This is a genomic window from Micromonospora sp. WMMD1219 (genome assembly GCF_049315215.1).
In the GTDB taxonomy this organism is placed as follows: Bacteria; Actinomycetota; Actinomycetes; order Mycobacteriales; family Micromonosporaceae; genus Micromonospora; species Micromonospora tulbaghiae.
The window spans coordinates 2793007-2813192 of record NZ_CP186057.1; the positions used below are offsets into that span (position 1 = coordinate 2793007).

18 protein-coding genes are annotated in these 20186 nt (G+C 73.1%); 12 read left to right on the forward strand and 6 right to left on the reverse strand.

The genetic code is table 11. The features are described 5' to 3' along the window. Positions 1–42 precede the first annotated feature (42 nt). The 5 genes from ACN27C_RS13475 to ACN27C_RS13495 all read right to left on the reverse strand — a co-directional run bounded on the left by ACN27C_RS13475 (position 43) and on the right by ACN27C_RS13495 (position 6854). Positions 43–222, reverse strand: a complete 180-nt coding sequence (locus ACN27C_RS13475; RefSeq protein ID WP_013288341.1) for a DUF6104 family protein — start codon at positions 220–222, stop codon at positions 43–45. 66 nt (positions 223–288) lie between these two features. After that, positions 289–4035, reverse strand: coding sequence for a multifunctional oxoglutarate decarboxylase/oxoglutarate dehydrogenase thiamine pyrophosphate-binding subunit/dihydrolipoyllysine-residue succinyltransferase subunit (locus tag ACN27C_RS13480; protein ID WP_422751274.1), 3747 nt, complete (start codon positions 4033–4035; stop codon positions 289–291). Positions 4036–4293: 258 nt separating this feature from the next. Further along, the gene (locus ACN27C_RS13485) at positions 4294–5121 is read right to left on the reverse strand and encodes an ABC transporter permease (protein ID WP_121683544.1); all 828 of its coding nucleotides are present in this window, start codon (positions 5119–5121) and stop codon (positions 4294–4296) included. Next, positions 5118–6059, reverse strand: coding sequence for an ABC transporter ATP-binding protein (locus ACN27C_RS13490; protein ID WP_374669294.1), 942 nt, complete (start codon positions 6057–6059; stop codon positions 5118–5120). The genes ACN27C_RS13485 and ACN27C_RS13490 overlap by 4 nt, the downstream gene beginning before the upstream one ends. A gap of 138 nt (positions 6060–6197) precedes the next feature. Continuing rightward, positions 6198–6854, reverse strand: a complete 657-nt coding sequence (locus tag ACN27C_RS13495) for a hypothetical protein (RefSeq protein WP_358176318.1) — start codon at positions 6852–6854, stop codon at positions 6198–6200. Between the two features lie 174 nt (positions 6855–7028). Here ACN27C_RS13495 and ACN27C_RS13500 point away from each other — a divergent pair, with 174 nt between their 5' ends. The 9 genes from ACN27C_RS13500 to ACN27C_RS13540 all read left to right on the forward strand — a co-directional run bounded on the left by ACN27C_RS13500 (position 7029) and on the right by ACN27C_RS13540 (position 16231). Then, positions 7029–7805 (forward strand): GNAT family N-acetyltransferase, encoded by a 777-nt coding sequence (locus ACN27C_RS13500; protein WP_421498870.1) that lies wholly within the window; start codon positions 7029–7031, stop codon positions 7803–7805. Then, positions 7802–8698, forward strand: a complete 897-nt coding sequence (locus ACN27C_RS13505; protein ID WP_422751275.1) for a lysophospholipid acyltransferase family protein — start codon at positions 7802–7804, stop codon at positions 8696–8698. The genes ACN27C_RS13500 and ACN27C_RS13505 overlap by 4 nt, the downstream gene beginning before the upstream one ends. A 124-nt stretch (positions 8699–8822) precedes the next feature. Further along, positions 8823–9653, forward strand: coding sequence for a DUF4097 family beta strand repeat-containing protein (locus ACN27C_RS13510; RefSeq protein ID WP_422751276.1), 831 nt, complete (start codon positions 8823–8825; stop codon positions 9651–9653). Next, positions 9650–10270 (forward strand): PadR family transcriptional regulator, encoded by a 621-nt coding sequence (locus ACN27C_RS13515; protein ID WP_422751277.1) that lies wholly within the window; start codon positions 9650–9652, stop codon positions 10268–10270. The genes ACN27C_RS13510 and ACN27C_RS13515 overlap by 4 nt, the downstream gene beginning before the upstream one ends. A gap of 64 nt (positions 10271–10334) precedes the next feature. Next, entirely contained in the window at positions 10335–11036 is a 702-nt protein-coding gene (locus ACN27C_RS13520) for a response regulator transcription factor (RefSeq protein ID WP_030271847.1), read from the forward strand. After that, positions 11033–12589 carry a sensor histidine kinase gene (locus ACN27C_RS13525; protein ID WP_121683540.1) on the forward strand — a complete coding sequence of 519 codons (1557 nt, stop codon included), beginning with the start codon at positions 11033–11035 and terminating at the stop codon, positions 12587–12589. Before ACN27C_RS13520 ends, ACN27C_RS13525 begins: the two co-directional genes overlap by 4 nt. A gap of 62 nt (positions 12590–12651) precedes the next feature. Next, the gene (locus ACN27C_RS13530; RefSeq protein WP_422751278.1) at positions 12652–14232 is read left to right on the forward strand and encodes a trypsin-like peptidase domain-containing protein; all 1581 of its coding nucleotides are present in this window, start codon (positions 12652–12654) and stop codon (positions 14230–14232) included. Between the two features lie 135 nt (positions 14233–14367). Beyond that, a complete protein-coding gene (locus tag ACN27C_RS13535) occupies positions 14368–15039 on the forward strand; it encodes a BON domain-containing protein (RefSeq protein ID WP_121683538.1) in 672 nt (223 codons plus the stop codon). A 133-nt stretch (positions 15040–15172) separates the two neighbouring features. After that, complete coding sequence (locus ACN27C_RS13540) at positions 15173–16231, forward strand: glycosyltransferase family 4 protein (protein ID WP_350814956.1); 1059 nt, start codon at positions 15173–15175, stop codon at positions 16229–16231. A gap of 4 nt (positions 16232–16235) precedes the next feature. Here ACN27C_RS13540 and ACN27C_RS13545 read toward each other — a convergent pair whose 3' ends face one another. Next, the gene (locus ACN27C_RS13545; protein ID WP_422751279.1) at positions 16236–17771 is read right to left on the reverse strand and encodes a serine/threonine-protein kinase; all 1536 of its coding nucleotides are present in this window, start codon (positions 17769–17771) and stop codon (positions 16236–16238) included. Between the two features lie 178 nt (positions 17772–17949). Here ACN27C_RS13545 and ACN27C_RS13550 point away from each other — a divergent pair, with 178 nt between their 5' ends. The 3 genes from ACN27C_RS13550 to cutA are packed head-to-tail and all read left to right on the forward strand — an operon-like array spanning position 17950 to position 20186. Continuing rightward, complete coding sequence (locus ACN27C_RS13550; RefSeq protein ID WP_091422409.1) at positions 17950–18783, forward strand: patatin-like phospholipase family protein; 834 nt, start codon at positions 17950–17952, stop codon at positions 18781–18783. Continuing rightward, a complete protein-coding gene (locus tag ACN27C_RS13555; RefSeq protein ID WP_357896730.1) occupies positions 18784–19809 on the forward strand; it encodes a 1-acyl-sn-glycerol-3-phosphate acyltransferase in 1026 nt (341 codons plus the stop codon). 56 nt (positions 19810–19865) lie between these two features. Continuing rightward, positions 19866–20186: a divalent-cation tolerance protein CutA gene (gene cutA, locus ACN27C_RS13560; RefSeq protein ID WP_104114519.1), complete on the forward strand. Its 321-nt coding sequence runs from the start codon at positions 19866–19868 to the stop codon at positions 20184–20186.

Genomic DNA, 20186 nt, shown 5'->3' on the forward strand with positions numbered 1-20186 from the left:
ACGAGGTGGGCCATTTCTGCAAGATCGCGGGAGAGAGGGGCGTCAGTCGTCGTCCGGGTCGTCGAGGCGGGCCAGCCACGTGGCGAACCGCTCGATCGGGGTCTCGAACTCCGGGTTCAGGTCGATGAAGTCACGCAGCCGCTCGCCCAGCCACTCCATGCTGACCTGCTCGTCGCCACGGCGCTCGACCAGCTCCTCGATGCCACGGTCGGTGAAGTACACGGTGTTCCTCTCGTCGTCGTACGGCAGCGGCCCGCCCCGGGTCGGGACGGGCCGCTGCCGGTGGTGTCACGGGCGGGGGAGAGCCGCCTCGATCAGCGCGTTCTGCTCGACCTCGTGCATCTTCGCCGAGCCGACCGCCGGAGCGGCGGCGGCGGGGCGGGAGATGCGGCGCAGCCGCACCTCGGGCAGGTGCTCCAGCAGGTTGAGCGCGACGAACGACCAGGCGCCCTGGTTGGCCGGCTCCTCCTGGACCCAGGCGAAGTCCTCGGCGTTCGGGTACTGCGCCAGCGCGGCCCGGACCTCCTCGACGGGCAGCGGGTAGAGCTGCTCCATCCGGAGGATCGCGGTGTCGGTGACGCCCCGCTCCTGCCGGGCCTGGAACAGGTCGTAGTAGACCTTGCCCGAGCAGAGCAGCACCCGCTTGACCTGCTCCGGCGCCGGAGCCGCGGTGTCGGCCAGCACAGGCTGGAACGTCCCGGTGGTGAAGTCCTCCACCGGCGACACGCAGAGCTTGTGCCGCAGCAGCGACTTCGGCGTGAACACCACCAGCGGCTTGCGCTTGGGCGACAGGGCCTGGCGGCGCAGCAGGTGGAAGTAGTTCGCCGGGGTGGTCGGGATGGCCACCCGCATGTTGTCCTCGGCGCAGAGCTGGAGGAACCGCTCCGGGCGGCCGGAGGTGTGGTCCGGGCCCTGGCCCTCGTGGCCGTGCGGCAGCAGCAGGGTCACCGCGGAGCGCTGACCCCACTTCACCTCGCCGGAGGAGATGAACTCGTCGATCACCGACTGGGCGCCGTTGACGAAGTCACCGAACTGGGCCTCCCAGGCCACCAGCGCGTTGATGTTCTCCACCGAGTAGCCGTACTCGAAGCCCATGGCCGCGTACTCGGAGAGCAGCGAGTCGTGGACGAAGAAGCGCGACCGCTCGCCGTCGGCGGTGAGCGACTTCAGCGGCAGGTAGTCCTCGCCGGTCTTGGCGTCGACCACCGAGGCGTGCCGCTGGACGAACGTGCCGCGGCGCGAGTCCTGCCCGGCGAGCCGGACGGTGACCCCGTCGTGCAGCAGCGTGCCGAACGCGATGATCTCGGCGAAGCCCCAGTCGATGCCGCCCTCGACGGACATCTTGCGGCGCCGCTCCAGCAGCTGCTGGATCCGCTTGTGCGGGGTGAAGCCCTCCGGCAGGTTGACGTGCGCCTCGCCGATCGCCTTGACCACTGCGGCGTCGGTGGCGGTGTCGACCTGCGGCTCCGGCTCCTCCTCCCGCGCCGGGCGGCTGAGCTGACGCGGGGTGGTCGCGGCGTCCCGGGTGGCCTTGAAGACCCGCTCCAGCTGCGACTGGTAGTCGCGCAGCAGCTCCTCCGCGTCCTCCACGGTGATGTCGCCGCGCCCGATCAGCTCCTCGGTGTAGAGCTTCCGGACCGACCGCTTCGAGTCGATGATCTTGTACATCTGCGGGTTGGACATCGACGGGTCGTCGCCCTCGTTGTGCCCGCGCCGGCGGTAGCAGACCATGTCGATCACGACGTCCTTGTTGAACGCCTGCCGGTACTCGAACGCGAGCCGGGCCACCCGGACCACGGCCTCCGGGTCGTCGCCGTTCACGTGGAAGATCGGCGCCTGGATCATCCGGGCCACGTCGGTGCTGTAGAGGCTGGACCGGCTGTACTCCGGGGCGGTGGTGAAGCCGACCTGGTTGTTGACGACCACGTGCACGGTGCCGCCGGTGCGGTAGCCGCGCAGCTGGGAGAGGTTGAGCGTCTCGGCGACCACGCCCTGGCCGGCGAAGGCGGCGTCACCGTGCACCGCCAGCGGCAGCACGGTGTAGCCCTCCAGCTTGAGGTCGATCCGGTCCTGCTTGGCCCGGACTATCCCCTCCAGCACCGGGTCGACGGCCTCCAGGTGCGACGGGTTCGCCACCACCGACACCTTGACCGCGTGCTCGCCGTCCGGGGTGGTGAACTTGCCGTTCTGGCCGAGGTGGTACTTCACGTCGCCCGAGCCCTGCGTGGACCGCGGGTCGAGGTGCCCCTCGAACTCGGAGAAGATCTTCTCGTACGGCTTGCCGACGATGTTCGCCAGCACGTTGAGCCGGCCGCGGTGGGCCATGCCGATGACGACCTCGTCCAGCCCGGCCTCGGCGGAGCACTCCAGCACCTCGCCGAGCAGCGGGATCAGCGACTCGCCGCCCTCCAGCGAGAAGCGCTTCTGGCCGACGTACTTGGTCTGCAGGAACGTCTCGAACGCCTCGGCGGCGTTGAGCCTGTTCAGCACGTGCTTCTGCTCGTCGGAGCTGGGCTTCTCGTACTTGCGCTCGACCCGCTCCTGGATCCAGCGCCGCTCCTCCGGGTCCTGGATGTGCATGTACTCGATGCCGACCCGGCGGCAGTACGAGTCGCGCAGCACGCCGAGGATCGAGCGCAGCTTCATCCGCTGCTGACCGGCGAAGCCGTTGACCGGGAAGACGCGGTCGAGGTCCCACAGCGTGAGCCCGTGCTGGAGCACGTCCAGGTCCGGGTGCTTGCGGATCTTGAACTCCAGCGGGTCGGTGTCGGCCATCAGGTGGCCGCGGACCCGGTACGCGTGGATCAGCTCGTGCACCCGCGCGGTCTTGTTGATCTGGCCCTCGCTGTCGACGGCCACGTCGCGCATCCAGCGCACCGGCTCGTACGGGATCCGCAGCGAGGTGAAGATGCCGTCGTAGAAGCCGCGCTCGCCGAGCAGCAGCTCGTGCATGACCTTCAGGAACTCGCCGGACTGCGCGCCCTGGATGATCCGGTGGTCGTACGTGCTGGTCAGCGTGATGACCTTGCTGACCGCGTTCTCGGCCAGCGTGGCCTCGCTCATGCCCTGGTAGGGGGCCGGGTATTCCATCGCGCCGACGCCGATGATGGCGCTCTGCCCCTGCATCAGGCGCGGGATGGAGTGCACGGTGCCGATGCCGCCCGGGTTGGTCAGCGAGATCGTGGTGCCGGAGTAGTCCTCCATGGTCAGCTCGTTGCGGCGGGCGCGCCGGACCACGTCCTCGTACGCCTGCCAGAACTGCCGGAAGTCCATCTGCTCGCAGCCCTTGATGGACGGCACCACCAGGTTGCGCGAGCCGTCCGGCTTGACCAGGTCGATCGCGATGCCCAGGTTGACGTGCTCCGGGCGGACCATCGCCGGCTTGCCGTCGACCTCGGCGAAGGAGTTGTTCATCTCCGGGTGCTCGACGACCGCACGGACGAGCGCGTACCCGATCAGGTGGGTGAAGCTGACCTTGCCACCGCGACCGCGGGTCAGGTGGTTGTTGATCACGATGCGGTTGTCGACGAGCAGCTTGGCCGGGACGGCGCGCACGCTCGTGGCGGTCGGGACCGACAGCGACGCGTCCATGTTCTGCACGATCTTGGCGGCGACGCCGCGCAGCGGCGTGGTGCCCGCGGCGCTCGCGGTCGGCGCCTTGGCGGCCGGCTTGGCCGGGGCGGACTTCTTGGCCGGCTCAGGGGCCTTCGCCGCCGGCTTGGCGGCGGGCTTGGCCGGGGCGGGCGCGGCCTTGGGGGCGGCCTTCGGCTCCGCCTTGGCGGCGGGCTGCTCCTTGACCGTGGCCACTGCTTCCTGCTGCTCGGCCGGCTCCGGCTTCGCGGCCGGCTTGGCCTGCCCGTCCGGGCGCGGCGTGGCGGCGCCCGGGGCCGGCCGGTAGTCGGCGAAGAAGTCGTGCCAGGCCGAATCGACGCTCGAGGGGTCGGCGAGGTAACGCTGGTACATCTCCTCGACGATCCACTCGTTCGGGCCGAAACCCGCCAGTGGGTTCTCCTGCGAAGTCTGCTGGGTCGACACGGCCGCTAATCGCCTCTTTCACGCGGTTGTGAATGTCACGGTGGCCCCCGGTGACCCCCGGTTGCCGACGCTGGGTAAACCGATGCCAAGGCTACGCCGTGCGCTGCGCGCAGGCATTCTCGCCTCCGGCTGGTGGTCCGTTTCACAGAAGATGCCAGAAGTTCGGCAAACGCTGCGTGATCCGCCGACTCCTGCTAGACGAGCAGGACCCCGGCCGACGACGTCCGTCATCGACCGGGGTCCGCCCCGACCACGAGGTCAGGAGATGTCGCGCTTGCGGATCGTGGCCACGCCGATCGCGCCGGCCACCACCGCGTATCCGATCAGCACGAGGGCGCCGGCCCACTGCGGCGGGTTGCCCGGGATGTCCGTGTCGCCGCCCACCATGAGCCCGGAGGCCAGCGACGGGACCAGCAGCTGGAGCTTGTTGATCCAGTCGCCGTACCGTGCCGCGAGGAGGCTGAGGACGATGACCGCGCCGATCGCGCCGCCCAGGTAGAACAGGATGCCGGTCACCGTGGCGCCGATCTGGCTGCGGATCAGCACGCCGAGCCCGACGCCGAGCACCGACCAGAGCAGGTAGGCCAGGCCGTTGAGCGCGATCGCCCGCCAGACGGCGCCGCTGCCGAGCTGCGAGCCGACGTCCACCGAGTTGAGGATCAGCGGCGAGATGATCAGGTTCAGCACGGTGGTGACGAGCCAGAACAGCAGCGCCAGCACGCCGGCCGCGGCCAACTTGGCCAGCATCACCGCGGTGCGGTGCGGCGCCGTGAGGAACGTGGTGGTCACCGTCTGGTGGAAGAACTCGCTGGTCACCACCACGATGCCCAGCAGCAGCACGATGAGCAGCCCGAAGAACTGGCCGTTGGTGTAGAGGTTGGCGGCCAGGTTGTCGGCGGCCGAGATGGCCTGCAACTGGTCGGACTGGTCGGCCGGCACCTCGCCGAAGTCCCCGCCGGCCAGCGCCTCGGTCTGCAACCAGTTGAAGAACAGCGTGAGCGCCCACAGCGCCAGGCTGATCAGCCCGAAGATCCACCAGGTGCTGGTGGTACGGATCTTGAGCAGTTCGGATCGGACCAGCGTCATCGGATCTCCGCCTTTCCGGCCGTCAGCTCCAGGAAGACCCCTTCGAGGTCGGGGCGCTCGGTGGTCAGCTCGTGCAGCTCGACCTTGGCGGCCAGCGCGACCCGGCCCACGGTCGGCGCGTCCACGCCGGTCACCAGCAGCGCGCCGTGCGGGTCGGTGTCGACGGTGGCCGACTGCTCGCGCAGCGCCGCGGCCAGTTCGTCGGCCTGCGGGGTACGCACCCGTACCTGCACGTCGTGCGTCATCGAGGCCATCACCTGGTCGACCGGACCCTGCCGGACCAGCTTGCCGGCCGCGATGATCACCACGTCGTCGGCGAGCAGCTGCATCTCGGAGAGCAGGTGGCTGGAGACCAGCACCGTACGCCCCTCGGCGGCCAGCCCCTTGAGGAAGCCGCGCATCCAGCGGATGCCCTCCGGGTCCAGGCCGTTGGCCGGCTCGTCCAGGATCAGCACCTGCGGGTTGCCGAGCATCGCGGCCGCGATGCCGAGCCGCTGCTTCATGCCGAGCGAGTAGCCCTTGAACTTGCGCTTCGCCGCGGGCGAGAGCCCGACCAGGGCGAGCGCCTCGTCGGCGCGCTCCTTCGGCAGGCCCGCCGCCGCGCAGATCACCCGCAGGTGGTTGATGCCGGTGCGGCCCTTGTGCGCGCTGGACGCCTCCAGCACCGCGCCGACAGTACGCAGCGGGTCGGTCAGGTCGGCGTACCGGCTGCCGCCGATGGTGGCCGTGCCGGCGCTCGGCGTCACCAGGTTCAGCAGCATGCGCAGCGTGGTCGTCTTACCGGCGCCGTTGGGGCCGAGGAAGCCGGTGACCCGGCCCGGCTCGACCGTGAACGACAGGTTGTCCACCGCGCGGACGGTCTTGTATTGCTTGGTCAGGCCGGACACGATGATCTGGCCGGTCCCGGCACTGGGGCGTGGCTGCCCGTCGGACATCATTCTCCTCTCCTGCCCCGGCGGGCTCGACGCGCGCCGGTGGGGGCGCCGTTGCGGGGGCGCCCCGCAACAGCCTTCCAACCCGGCGCAAGGGGGTCAATCAGGCGGGACGCGTACGCGCCGTCCTCCTCAGGGAGGAGATCAGGCCGTCGGCAGCGCCACCCAGGTGGCCCGGGCGCGGCCGAGCAGCGCGCCGTCCGAACCGTACAGGCTGGTGTGCACCTCGGCCTTGCGTCCCTCGCCGCCGACGGCGAGGCCGGTCACCACGCACTCGTCGCCGGGCCGTGGCAGCGCCGTGACCTGCGCGGCGATCCGCCCCAGCACGTACGGCCGGCCGGGCGCCAGCACCGCCCAGCCGCCCGGGCAGTCCAGCGCCGCCCACACCGTCGCGGGCACCACAGCGGCCGGCGCGCGGAACGGCGCGGCGGTCCGCCCGTCCGGCAGCCGCCCCGGGAAGATCCGCAGCCCGTCCGGGTTCGCGGGTCCGCAGACGTAGCAGCGGGGGAACGGGTGGTCGACCAGACCGGGGTACGCCCGCGCGGCCTCGGCCGCCGTCGCCGGGTCCACCGGCGGCACCACCGCGTCGACCGGCTCGACCCGGCGTACCTGGGCGACCAGGCGGCCGTCCGGGTCGTGTACCTCGCCGTCGGCTGCGGTCAGCGGGGTGTCCAGCGGCGGCGGCCGGCGCAACGTGACCTCCACCGGGCCCCGGTCGTCGATCAGCGCGGCGAAGATCCCGGCGCTCCAGCCGCCGTTGCCGGAGCCGTCCGGTCCCTGGAAGCGGGCCTCGACCAGCATGTGCACCTCCGGGTCCACCGCCGCCGGCGCCGTCGCGGGCGGTCCGCCCGGCAGCCTCGCACACGCCGATCCCGCCCCGGCCGTCCCGGTTCGCACACCACCGCCGGCCGTCGTTCACCGGATCGACACCCCTCGTCCCGTCCGGTGGCAACCCGGGGCACCTACACAGGAGTCATGGCTGTCCTGCACGCCGCTGGCGCACCGCTCACGACCAGCGGTTACACCCTGCTGATCGCCGACGACCCGGCACTGGTCGCGGCCGCGCAACGCCTGCGCCACGAGGTGTTCGCCGGCGAACTCGGCGCCACCGTGCCGACCGCCGCGACCGGGCTCGACACCGACGAGTTCGACGCGTACTGCGACCACCTGGTGGTGCTGCGCGAGGGCACCGGCGAGGTCGTCGGCACGTACCGGCTGCTGCCGCCCGGCCGCACCGACTGCCGTTACGCCGACGCCGAGTTCGACCTGGGCCCGCTGGCCCCGCTCCGCGACGACCTGGTCGAGGCGGGCCGCTCCTGCGTCCACCCGGACCACCGCACCGGCGCCGTGATCAACCTCATGTGGGCCGGGATCTGCCGCTACCTGCACCTGCGCGGTGTCCGCTGGCTCGGTGGCTGCGCCTCGGTGCCGGTCGCGGACGGCGGGACCGCCGCCGCGCAGGTGTGGGCCGAGGTCACCGCCCGGCACCTCGCCCCGCCGCTGCTGCGGGTCACCCCGCGCCGGCCCTGGTTCGCCGAGGCGCCGGCCGCCGACCTCGCCGCGCTCACCCCGGCGCAACGCCGGGCGCTCGTGCCGCCGCTGCTGCGCGGCTACCTGCGGCTCGGCGCCTGGGTGGCCGGCGAGCCCGCGTACGACAGGGACTTCGGCTGCGCCGACTTCTACGTGTTGTTCTCGCTGGACCGGATGAACCCGCGCTACCTGCGGCACTTCCTCGGCGAGGCCGGGTCGTGACCGCCGTCGCCGTTCCCGGGGTCGGCGCGGGCCTGGGCGCCGGTGTCGACGGGGCGGGTCTGTGGCGGCCCGCCTCGGGCTGCGGGCCGGACTGCCTGCCGCCGCCCGCCGCCCCGGACGTGTCGCGGCTGCGCCGGGCGGGACGGCTGCTCGGCGTACTCGGCATGCTGGTGGCCGGGACGGGTCTGGCGGTCCTGCTGCCGCTGCTGCCCGCCACCCGGGGCCGGGCCGCGTTGCGCGGCTGGGCGCTGTGGACGCTGCGTACCCTCGGGGTCCGGCTGCTGGTCCGCGGGCGGGCGCCGCGCGGGCGCGCGCTGCTGGTCGCCAACCACGTCTCCTGGCTGGACGTCCTGGCGGTGCTCGCCGTGTCGCCGGCCCGGATGCTGGCGAAACGCGAGGTCCGGCGCTGGCCGCTGGTGGGCGCCCTGGCCGCCGCGGCGGGCACCGTCTTCGTGGACCGGTCCCGGCCGCGTGACCTGCCGGCCACCGTCGCTCAGGTGGCCGGCGCGCTGCGATCCGGGCGGTCGGTGGCGGTGTTCCCGGAGGGTACGACCTGGTGCGGCGCCGCCACGGACTGCCGCCCGAGCGGCGGCTTCCGCCCGGCGATGTTCGAGGCCGCCGTGGCGGCGGGCGCGCCGGTGGTGCCGTTGCGCATCGGCTACCGGTACGCGGGCGATCCGAGCACGCTGCCCGCCTTCCTCGGCGAGGAGACGCTCTGGGCATCGGTACGCCGGGTGCTCGCCGCCCGGGGCCTGACCGTGTCGGTGGCGCTGAGTGCCGCGCTGCACCCGGGCGAAGGCGCGGACCGCAGGTCGCTGGCCCGGATCGCGGAGGCCGCGATCCATCCGTCCCCTCGACCGCCGCTCGCGACACAGCTCGACCTGGCGGCTTGACCTGCGGGACGTCAGGGACGCGACACAGTCGCGATAGTGTCTTGTTCAGTCGCGATGTATCGCGTTATGCTCCTCGCAACACCTGGTGCGCCGTGGATCGGCACGCCGACGAGGGGAGCGCGTCATGGCCAGTTGGACGGTCGACAACCCGCAGCGAATCACGCTGGACGAGCCGATCACCCGGCTCGACGCCGAGCTGATCAGCGGCCGGCTGAACGTGGTCGGCTCCGACGGGCCGGCCCGGGTCGACGTGACCCGGATCAGCAGCCGGCCGCTCCTCGTCGAGGTACGCGACGGGCGGCTGACGATCCGGCACAAGCGCAAGCCCGGCCTGCTCGGCATCTTCTCCTGGTTCGGCAACCGGATCCGGGCCGAGGTGTCGGTAGCCGTTCCGCCGGACGTGCTCGCCACCCTGTCGGTGGTCAGCGGCGCGCTCGTCGCCTCCGGGCTGCGCCGGGAGACCCGGGTCGACGTCACCTCCGGGCAGGTCACACTGCGCGGGCTGCGGGGGCGCACCAGCGCCAAGGTCATCTCCGGGCCGGTCGAGGCGCTCGGCATCGGCGGCGACCTGGACCTGGAGACGGTCTCCGGTGAGCTGATCCTGGCCGACAGCGCGCCCGAGCGGGTCCGCGCCCACGCCGTCTCCGGCTCGATCACCTGCGACCTGGACAACCCGCGCGGCAGCGAGATCCGGCTCAGCGCCATCTCCGGCAGCATCACCGTGCGGGTCCGCGAGGACAGCGACCTCACCGTGCACCTGCACACCACCTCCGGCAAGATCACCAGCGGCTTCCCGCAGGTGGACAGCGGTGGGCGCGGCCTCGGCTCGATCAAGGACAGCCACGGCGTGCTCGGTGGGGGTGCGGGTAGGCTCTGGGCCTCCGCGACCTCCGGCAGCATCGCGCTGCTCGCCCGCCCGGTCGCGCCCGCCGACCATGTGGAGGACGTGCCGTGACCGCCGTGTTCAGCCACGGCCGGCTCCGCCTCTACCTGCTGAAGCTGCTCGACGACGGCCCGAAGCACGGCTACGAGCTGATCCGTCTGCTGGAGGAGCGCTTCCTCGGCCTGTACGCGCCCAGCGCCGGCACCATCTACCCGCGCCTGCAACGACTGGAGGCGGAAGGGCTCGTCACGCACACCGCCGCGGGCGGGCGCAAGGTCTACGACATCACCGAGGCGGGCCGCGCCGAACTGCGGCAGCGCGCCGACGAGCTGTCGACGCTGGAGAGCGACATCGGCGCCGCCGTCGAGGATCTCTCCGCGCTGGCCGGGGAGATCCGCACCGAGGTACGCGGCTCGGTGCGCGACCTGAAGCGGGAACTGCGCGAGGCGGCCCGGCAGACCCGGCAGGACGGCTGGACGGCGTCCGCCGGCGCCCGGCCGGCGGGCGACGGGGGATCGCCCCGCCCGGACGACTCGCCGCTGCTCGCCGACTTCGACCAGCGGCTGGCCGCGTTCACCGTCGAGGTCGGGGCGCTGGTCCGGGCCCGGCGGCTCAGCGACAACCAGCTTCGTACCGCGATCCGGCTGCTCGACGGCGCGCTGGAAGGGCTGCGGCGGCTGCTCCGCTGATCTCACAGGTTGTTTCCAGCCGGCACCCAGCGCGACCGCAGCCGGAGCGCGGATGATGGGTGCCATGGCGGCTACCCAGACCGAGGCCCGGCTTCTCGTCGTCGAGGACGATCCCAACATCCTCGAACTGCTCTCCGCGAGCCTGCGCTTCGCGGGCTTCGACGTGGCCACCGCGACCAGCGGCAGCGCCGCCCTGAACGCCGCCAAGGACCACCGGCCCGATCTGGTGGTGCTCGACGTGATGCTGCCCGACCTGGACGGCTTCGAGGTCATCCGGATGCTGCGCGAGGGCGGAACCCGTACCCCGGTGGTCTTCCTGACCGCGCGCGACGCCACCGACGACAAGATCCGCGGGCTGACCCTGGGCGGCGACGACTACGTCACCAAGCCGTTCAGCCTGGAGGAGCTGACCGCGCGGATCCGGGCCGTGCTGCGGCGTACCGCGACCGGCGAGCAGGCACCGTCCCGCCTCACCTTCGCCGACCTGGAGCTGGACGAGGAGACGCACGAGGTGCACCGGGCCGGCCAGCGGGTGCAGCTGTCGCCGACCGAGTTCAAGCTGCTGCGGTACCTGATGCTCAACGCCAACCGGGTGCTCAGCAAGGCGCAGATCCTCGACCACGTCTGGAACTACGACTTCCGCGGTGACGACAACATCGTCGAGTCCTACATCTCCTACCTGCGGCGCAAGGTCGACAACACCCAGCCCCGGCTGATCCACACGCTCAGGGGAGTGGGTTACGTGCTCCGCAAGCCGGCGGCGTGAACGTCGTCGACGACGCGAAGGGCAGGCTGCGCAGCGTCCCGCTCCGGCTGAAGCTCGTCGCCGCCGTCCTCGCGCTCGTGGCCGTGGCGCTCGTCGTGATCAGCGGCCTGACGGCGTTCCTGCTGCGCAACTACCTGATCGGGCAGGCGGACGACCAGCTTCGCGGCGGCGCGTACACGGTGGCCAACACGCTCGACAAGGCCGGCGGCGGCCCGATCAAGATCACTATTCCGTCGGACTACGTGGCGTCCGTCATGGCACCCGGCGAACTGCCGGAAGAGCCGACGCGCTACGAGAACCTGCGCGAAGAGGAACTGCCCCGCTTCCCCACCGAATTCGCGGGCTACCAGGAGCGGGTGGGCGACCCGTTCACCGTGCGCTCCGAGGACGGCCGCAGCCGGTGGCGGATGCTCTACACCGCCCTGCCCGACGGGCGGATCATCGCGCTCGGGCAGCACCTCACCGGCGTCGACTCCGCGGTCGGGCGGCTGGTGTGGATAGACCTCCTGGTCGGGGGCGCGGTGCTGATCTCGCTGGCATCCGTCGGCGCCGGCATCGTCCGTACCAGCCTGAAGCCGCTGGTGGAGATAGAGCGGACGGCGGCGGCCATCGCCGGTGGTGACCTGACCCGGCGCGTGCCCGACCCGGAGGAGGGGCGGTCGTGCCCGACCTCCGAGCTGGGCCGCCTGTCCCGGGCACTGAACGCCATGCTGGCGCAGATCGAGGCCGCGTTCACCGCGCGGGCCGCCTCCGAGGCGGCGGCGCGCAGCGCCGAGATGGGCGCCCGGGACGCCGCCGCGTACGCGCAGGCGTCGGAGGCGCGGGCCCGCCGGTCCGAGGAGCGGATGCGGCAGTTCATCGCCGACGCCTCGCACGAGCTGCGCACGCCGCTGACCACCATCCGGGGCTTCGCCGAGCTGTACCGGCAGGGCGCGGCCCGGGCGCCGGAGCAGACCGCCGACCTGCTGCGCCGCATCGAGGACGAGGCGTCCCGGATGGGTCTGTTGGTGGAGGACCTGCTGCTGCTGGCCCGGATGGACCGGGAACGGCCGATCGCGTTGAGCCCGGTCGAGCTGCCGGTGCTGGCGTCCGACGCGGTGGAGGCGGCCCGGGTGGTCGACCCGGACCGGCGGATCGAGCTGGAGCGGGAGCCGGGCTCCGGCCCGCTGGTGGTGCTCGGCGACGACGCCCGGCTGCGCCAGGTGATCGGCAATCTGATGACGAACGCGCTCACCCACACCCCGCCGGACGCCTCGGTGACGCTGCGGCTGCGGTCGGAGGCGGGCAACCTCGCCGTGGTGGAGGTGGCGGACACCGGTCCCGGGCTCACCCCGGAGCAGGCCGAGCGGGTCTTCGAGCGGTTCTACCGGGTGGACGCCGCGCGGACCCGCCGGGCCGGCGGACCGATCAGCACCGGCCTCGGCCTGGCCATCGTGGCCGCGCTCGTCGCCGCGCACCACGGAACCGTCGAGGTGGCGGAGACGCCCGGTGGCGGGGCGACGTTCCGGGTGAAGCTGCCGCTGCTGCCCGAGGCGCCCGAGCCGGGCGAGTGACATTCAGAAAACTTCCAGGCTGATTCCAGGCTGGTGACAGTGCAACGGGGAAAGCTGGTGGCATGACCGAGCACGAGACCGATCCGCAGCGGTCGCCGGCCCCCGCCGACGCCGAGCCGTCGCACCACACCGCCGAGCTGCCCCGCGTCGAGAGCGGGACGTCGGACTCCTCCACCACCCCGGCCGCGGCGTCGGTTCCGGCCGACTCCCCGGCCGCCGGAACCAGCACGCCCGCCGGGCACACGAACCCGGCGGAGAGCGCCGGGAACACGAACCCGGCGGAGAGCGCCGGGAACACGAACCCGGCCGAGAGCGCCGGGAACAACGTGCCCGCCGGGCCGTACCCGCCGCAGCCGGCGACGCCGTCCGCGCCGCCGTACCCGGCCTCGGGGCAGCCGCAGCAGCCCCACCCCTGGTACGGGCAGCAGCAGCACCAGCAGGGCGGCTGGAACCAGCAGGCCGCCACCGGCTACCCGGCCACGCAGCACGGTGGGCCGGTGCCCTCGTACCAGGCGCAGCCGTACCAGACGCAGCAGGGCTACCAGTCGTACCAGCCCGGGCAGCCGATGCCGCAGTGGGGCCCGCAGCAGCCGGCCCGCCCCAGCCGGGCCGGGAAGTTCGTCGGCGCGGGCGCGCTGGCACTGGTCCTGATGCTCGGCTCCGGCGCGGCCGGCGGCGCGCTCGCCCTCGCGCTCGACGAGGGCGGACCCACCCGCACCTACTCCGCCGCCCCGGTGATCAACAGCGCCGACCTGCCCAAGATCGCGGCCTCCGTCCAGGACAGCATCGTCACGATCATGACGAACAGCGGTGAGGGCTCCGGGGTGATCCTCAGCGCCGACGGGTTCGTGCTCACCAACAACCACGTCGTCGCCGGCGCCGGTGGCGACACCGTGCGGGTGGTCTTCGCCGACGGCAAGAGCGCCTCCGCGAAGATCGTCGGCACCGACCCGAAGACCGACCTCGCGGTGGTCCAGGCCAGCGGCGTGAGCGACCTGAAGGCGGCCAAGTTCGGCGACAGCGACGCCATGCAGGTCGGTGACCAGGTGCTCGCACTGGGCAGCCCGCTCGGCCTCCAGGGCTCGGTCACCGCCGGCATCCTCAGCGCCCGCGACCGCACCATCCAGGCGGGGGAGGGCGGCCAGCAGAACCCGCAGCAGGGCGCCAGCTCGATCTCCGGCCTGCTCCAGACCGACGCCCCGATCAACCCGGGCAACTCCGGCGGCGCGCTCGTCAACACCCGGGGCGAGGTGATCGGCATCAACACCGCCATCGCCACCGCCGGGCAGGGCAGCACCGGAAACATCGGCGTCGGCTTCGCCATCCCGAGCAACAAGGCCAAGGACGTGGCCGAGAAGCTCCAGCGCGGCGAGAAGATCAGCCACCCCTCGCTCGGGGTGAGCGTGAACGGCGCCGAGGACGGCGGGGCGCTGGTCGCCGCCGTCACGCCCGGCAGCCCCGCCGAGAAGGCCGGCCTCCAGCGCGGCGACGTGATCACCAAGTTCGGCGACAAGGTGATCAACGACTCGAACGACCTGGTCGGCGCCGTGCAGGCCGGCAAGGTCGGTGACCGGGTCGAGGTGCAGTACAAGCGGAACGGATCCACCGAGAACGCAACCGTGACGCTCGCCGAGACGTCATAGTCCCGAAGACCTGCCTCCCTCCCGGGCGGCGGGTGACGGAGCCAAGGGGGTTGGCTCCGTCACCCGCCGCCCCTCCTCGTTTCTCACCCGGTACGGGTGAGCACGCCTCACCCGTACCGGCGGCAGGCTCGGGGCATGACCACCACGTCCGCCCTGCGTACCGACCAGGAGATCCAGCGCGACGTCCTCGCCGAACTGGACTGGGACGCGCAGACCCGGGCCACCGAGGTCGGCGTGACCGTGTCGCGGGGCGTCGTCACGCTCACCGGGCAGGTGGACAGCTACGCCCGGCGGTGGGCCGTCGAGCGCTGTGCGCACCGGGTACGCGGCGTACGGGCGGTCGCCAGTGACCTGGCGGTCGATCTGCCCGCCACGGACCTGCGTACCGACGCCGACATCGCGATCGCGGCGAGCCGGGCGCTGGAGTGGGACAGCTTCGTGCCCGCCGAGCGGCTGGACGTGACGGTGGCCGACGGCTGGGTGATGCTGCGCGGCGAGGTCGAGTTCGGCTTCCAGCGCCGTACCGCCGAACGGGAGCTGCGCCGGCTGCGCGGCGTACGCGGCGTGACGAACCTGGTCGAGGTGCGGCCACCGACCCCGCCGAGCGACGAGCAGAAGCGGCTCGACCTGCGCAGCCTGCTGCTGCGGCGCACCGGAACCGAGCGGATCGACGCCCGGGTCGACGGCGACACGGTGGTGCTCGACGGCGTGGTGAGCGCCTGGTGGCAGCGGGAGGACGCGGAACGGGCCGCCTGGGCGCTGCCCGGCGTACGGGAGGTGCACGTCGGGATCGTGGTGGCCGGCTGACCGGCTGTCGTTTACCGCGGGCCGGGTCGGGAACCCGCGCCCAGCGGGGTACGCCGGGGACCGACGGGGAGGACTCGTGGCCGTGAACCAGCAGTCCCCGGAGCGCGCGTGGGCCGGTCCGTTGCGGATCGCCATGGTGGTGCCGCCGTGGCTGTCCGTGCCGCCGCCCGGCTACGGCGGGCTGGAGACGGTGGTGGCGGGCCTCGTCGACGCGCTCGTCGACCGGGGGCACCGCGTCACGCTGTTCGGCGCCGGCACCGAGCACGGAACCGCCGCCGACTTCGTCTCCACCTGCGACGACCTCCAGTACGAGCGGATGGGCGAGTCGCTGCCCGAACTGGCGCACCTGGCCCACGTGGACCGCCTGGTCGACCCGGCCGGCTTCGACCTGATCCACGACCACACCACGATCGGCCCGATGGTGGCCGGCCGTCGCCGGGTGCCCACCGTGGCCACCGTGCACGGCAACCCGGTCGGCGAGTACGGCACGGTGCTCGGCAACACCGACAACGGGGTGGGGCTGGTCGCGATCTCGCACACCCAGCGCCGGGCGAACCCGGGGCTGCCCTGGGCCGGCACCGTGCACAACGCGATGCCGCTGCGGGACATCCCGCGCAAGCGCAGTCCGGGCGCGGGCCCGGTGCTCTGGCTGGCCCGGTTCAGTCCGGACAAGGGCCCGGACGTGGCGATCGCGGCCTGCCGGGCGGCCGGGCTGCCGCTCACGCTCGCGGGCAAGTGCAACGAGCCGGCCGAGCGCCGCTACCTGGAGCAGGTGGTCCGGCCGCTGCTCGGCGACGACGTGACGCCCGTGGTGAACGCCGACCGGGCGACCGCGCTGCGGATGCTGCTGGACGCCCGCTGCCTGATCATGCCGATCCAGTGGGCGGAGCCGTTCGGCATGGTGATGGTGGAGGCGATGGCGACCGGTACGCCCGTGGTGGCGCTGGGCCGGGGCGCGGTGCCGGAGCTGGTCCGTGACGGGGTCACCGGTTTCGTCTGCGACGACCCGGGCGAGCTGCCGGCGGCGTTGCGGGCGGCGGCGGACCTGGACCCGGCGGACTGCGTGGCGCACGTGGCGGAGAACTTCTCGGTGGAGCGGATGGCCGCCGACTACGAGGCGGTCTACCGGGGCTTCCTGGCCGCGCGGGAGCCCGCACGGGCACCCCGGACGGTCGCGCCGGCCGTCGGCTGACCCGTCAGGTCTGCCCGGCCACGAGTTCCGCCGCTGCGGCGTCGAGTCGCCGCGCGTACCCGGGGCTGATGCTGCCCTCGCGGCGACGCTCGTCGATCTTGCCGCGGAGCCGGTCCACGGCGGCGGTCACCTCGGTCTCGCCGTTCGCGGCGACCGCGTTGCGCAGCAGGTTGCGCAGGTCCACCCCGACGTCCTCGCGGATCTGGCCCTCGGTCAGCCCGGCCTCGATCAGCCCGTCCACCCGTTCGGCGGCGTCGGCCTGACCGGCGGCCGGCGGGCGGGCGCCGCCCGTCGACGGCGGAGTAGTCGGCGCGGCCGGCGGCGTGGTGGCCGGCGCCTCCGTCACCGGCGGTTCGGCGGTCGACGGCTGTACCGGCCCGGCGGTCGGCAGCACCCGGGGGCCGGCGGGCCGGTCCGGTGTCAGCGCGGATGCCAGCAGCACCGCCGCGGCGACCACTGCGACGCCGACGGCCGCCAGCGTGAGGGTCCGGCGCCGGCCCGGCGCGGCGGCCGGGACCGGCGGCGCGTCGGGGACCTGTCCCGGCTCCCGGACCGGCGGCGCGGCGGGAACCTGCCCCGATTCCGGGACCGGCGGCGCGGCGGGAACCTGGTCCGGGGCCGGCTGCGCGGCCGGGCCGGCCGGCGGCGGGGAGGTCAGCGCGGGCAGCGTCATGGTCGGCGCCAGCATGGTGGCCGCCTGCGGGTCCGCGGGCAGCATCTGGTCGCGCAGCACGGCGGCGACCCGGCGCGCGGTGGGCCGGCGACGCGGGTCGCGGGCCAGGCAGCGCAGGCAGATCTCCGCGACCGGGCCGGGCAGTCCCGGCACGTCGTCCAGTGTGGGCTCCGGGCTGTCCGCCAGCGCCGCGCTCAGTTGTTCCCAGGTCTCCGCCGGGTACGGCGGCTGCCCGGTCAGCGTCTCGAACAGCAGCACGCCGAGCGAGTACACGTCGGTGGCGGGCTGGGCGGGCGCGCCGTCGAGCCGTTCCGGGGCCACGTACGCCGGGGTGCCGAACGTGCCGCCGTCCTCGTCGTCGTCCGGCGTGCCGATCCGGGTGGCGATGCCGAAGTCGAGCACCTTCGCGCCGGTGGCGGTCATCATCACGTTGGCCGGGGTCACGTCGCGGTGCACGATGCCGAGCCGGTGTGCCGCGGCCAGCGCCTCGGCCACCTGCGCGCCGGTCTCCACCGCCGTCGGCCAGGGCAGCGGCCCCTGGGTCAGCAGGTGTTCCAGCTCCTCGCCGCTGAGCAGCTCCATCACCACGAACGAGGTGATCGAGCCGTCCGGGGCCACCGTCTCGCCGTAGTCGTGCACGGCTGTGACGTGCGGATGGTCGAGCTGGGCGGCCGAGCGGGCCTCCTCGCGCACCATGTCGCGGAACCGCGCGTCGGCGGCGAGCGAGGGGGCGAGCACCTTCACCGCCACCACCCGGTCGAGCACCTCGTCGCGGGCACGCCAGATCACCGACATGCCACCGGCGCCGATCCGGTCGATGAGCCGGTACCGCCGGGCCAGCAGACGGCCGGCCTGGAGTGTCGCCATCTAGCTCGCACCTGCCTGGGCTCGGGAGCGCTATCAGGTTGCGTGAATGTGTCTTACCTGTCAACAGTCCCCGCGGAGCCGATTGCGGGGCGCGCATCAGCGATGGCTCGCGGTGACGGCCGGGACCAGCGGGGACGGCCCGCCCGGCCTATTGTGGGCCGCGTGCCAGGATGAACGCATGGCAGCGGGTCCGGTGGCGTTCGTGCTCGGCGGCGGGGGAGTGCTCGGCGCGGTCGAGGTGGGGATGCTGCGTGCCCTGTTCCGCGCGCGGATCAAACCCGACCTGGTGCTGGGCACGTCGATCGGCGCGGTCAACGGCGCCCTGGTCGCCGCCGACCCGACCGAGGCGGTCACCGACCGGCTGGTCCGGCTCTGGGCGTCACCCGAGGCCAGCGAGGTGTACGGCGACTCGGTCGCCCGGCAGCTGCGCCGGTTCGCCGCCCGTACCCACCTGCACTCGCCCCGCCCGCTGTACCGCCTGCTGGAGAGCACGCTGGGCGAGGAGACCACCTTCGCCGACCTGGCCGTGCCGTTCCGCTGCTGCGCCGCGAACATCGAGCGTGCCGCCGAGCACTGGTTCCACACCGGACCGCTGGTGCCGGCGGTGCTCGCGTCCGCCTCGGTGCCCGGTCTGCTGCCCCCGACCCAGATCGACGGCCAGCACTACATCGACGGCGGGGTGGTCAACTCGATCCCGGTCGGCGAGGCGGTCCTGCTCGGCGCGAAGCAGATCTTCGTACTCCAGGTGGGCCGGATCGAACGCGAGCTGAGCCCGCCGCGCCGCCCCTGGGAGATCGCCCAGGTGGCGTTCGAGATCGCCCGCAGGCACCGGTTCGCGCGGGAGATGGCGGCACTGCCCGAGGACGTCGAGGTGCACGTGCTGCCCACCGGCGGGCTGGAGCCGCGCGACGACAGCCCGTGGGCGTACCGGGACACGGCGGCGGTGGGACGGCGGATCAGCCGGGCGTACACTGCCTCCCGCCGATACCTGGACACCGCGCTGGAGCGCTGAATGCCGCTGCCACCCCGCTGGCTACGCCGGCTGGTGCTCGCTCCTGGAGTGGTGCTGCTGGCCGTCTTCGTGGTGACCACGCTGCCCGGCTGGGCGCTGCTGGCGCTCGCCGCGTCCCCGCTGGTGCCGGGACGGCTGCGCCCGCTGCGGCTGCTCTGGATCGGCACCGTCTACCTGGTCTGGGACGCCGCCGCGCTGCTCGCCCTGTTCCTGCTCTGGCTCGCCTCGGGCTTCGGCGCGTACAAGCGCGCGCCGGCCTTCCAGCGGGCCCACTACGTGCTGGCCGGCTGGTTCCTGCGGTTCATGTTCTGGCAGGCCCGGTGGACGCTGCGGCTGAGCATCGACGTGGTCGGCACCGACCCGGACACCGCCCTGCCGGGCCGCCCCGAACTGGTGGTCTGCCGGCACGCCGGGCCGGGCGACTCGTTCATCCTGATCCACGCGCTGGTGAACTGGTTCAAGCGGGAACCCCGGATCGTGCTCAAGGAGACGCTCCAGTGGGATCCGGCCATCGACGTGCTGCTCAACCGGTTGCCCAACCGGTTCATCGCGGCCGGGCCGGACGGGCGGGGGTCGGTGGTGCGGCAGATCGCGCACCTGGCCACCGGCCTGGACGACGACGACGCCTTCGTGATCTTCCCGGAGGGCGGCAACTTCACCCCGTCGCGGCGGCTGCGCGCGATCGACCGGCTGCGGTCGCTCGGCCTGGAACGGATGGCGCGGCGGGCCGAGCGGATGCAGCACGTGCTCGCCCCGCAGCCGGGCGGGCTGCTCGCCGCGCTCGACGCCGCGCCGGACGCCGGGGTGATCTTCGTGGCGCACACCGGCCTGGACCAGATGCTCACCGTCGCGGACGTGTGGCGCGAGCTGCCGATGGACAAGCGGATCGTGATGCGGTTCTGGTCGGTGCCGCCGGAGGAGGTCCCGGCCGGCGAGCAGGAACGCATCGACTGGCTGTTCGACTGGTGGGCCCGCATCGACACCTGGATCGCGGCCAACCGCAACGGCGCGGCCGACGACGCCTGAGCGGAATCGCCGCGCGTGTTCAGCGCGGTGCCAGGTCCGCCGCGTAGGGTGCGCTGGTGGACCAGATCTGCGTGGTGACGACTGTGGTGGACGCCCGCGGGGTGGCGGACGTGTTGGCGGCCGCGGCCGTCGCCGGCCGGCTCGCGGCCTGCGCCCAGGTCGGTGGCCCGGTGGACAGCACCTACTGGTGGCAGTCGGCGATCCAGACCACCGCCGAGTGGCAGGTGCGGTTCAAGACCGCACCGGACCGGGTCGACGCCCTGGTCGACCAGCTCCGCGCCAACCACCCGTACGAGGTGCCGGAGATCCTGGTCAGCCGGGAGGACAGCGGCAACCCCGCGTACACGACCTGGGTACACGAGCAGACCCGGCCCTAG

Coding starts and splice junctions, on each gene's coding strand:
- ACN27C_RS13485 (WP_121683544.1), bottom strand. CDS start 5,121: ATGACGCTGGTCCGATCCGAACTGCTCAAGATCCGTACCACCAGCACC.
- ACN27C_RS13490 (WP_374669294.1), bottom strand. CDS start 6,059: ATGATGTCCGACGGGCAGCCACGCCCCAGTGCCGGGACCGGCCAGATC.
- ACN27C_RS13495 (WP_358176318.1), bottom strand. CDS start 6,854: ATGCTGGTCGAGGCCCGCTTCCAGGGACCGGACGGCTCCGGCAACGGC.
- ACN27C_RS13500 (WP_421498870.1), top strand. CDS start 7,029: ATGGCTGTCCTGCACGCCGCTGGCGCACCGCTCACGACCAGCGGTTAC.
- ACN27C_RS13510 (WP_422751276.1), top strand. CDS start 8,823: ATGGCCAGTTGGACGGTCGACAACCCGCAGCGAATCACGCTGGACGAG.
- ACN27C_RS13520 (WP_030271847.1), top strand. CDS start 10,335: ATGGCGGCTACCCAGACCGAGGCCCGGCTTCTCGTCGTCGAGGACGAT.
- ACN27C_RS13530 (WP_422751278.1), top strand. CDS start 12,652: ATGACCGAGCACGAGACCGATCCGCAGCGGTCGCCGGCCCCCGCCGAC.
- ACN27C_RS13535 (WP_121683538.1), top strand. CDS start 14,368: ATGACCACCACGTCCGCCCTGCGTACCGACCAGGAGATCCAGCGCGAC.
- ACN27C_RS13540 (WP_350814956.1), top strand. CDS start 15,173: ATGGTGGTGCCGCCGTGGCTGTCCGTGCCGCCGCCCGGCTACGGCGGG.
- ACN27C_RS13545 (WP_422751279.1), bottom strand. CDS start 17,771: ATGGCGACACTCCAGGCCGGCCGTCTGCTGGCCCGGCGGTACCGGCTC.
- ACN27C_RS13550 (WP_091422409.1), top strand. CDS start 17,950: ATGGCAGCGGGTCCGGTGGCGTTCGTGCTCGGCGGCGGGGGAGTGCTC.
- ACN27C_RS13555 (WP_357896730.1), top strand. CDS start 18,784: ATGCCGCTGCCACCCCGCTGGCTACGCCGGCTGGTGCTCGCTCCTGGA.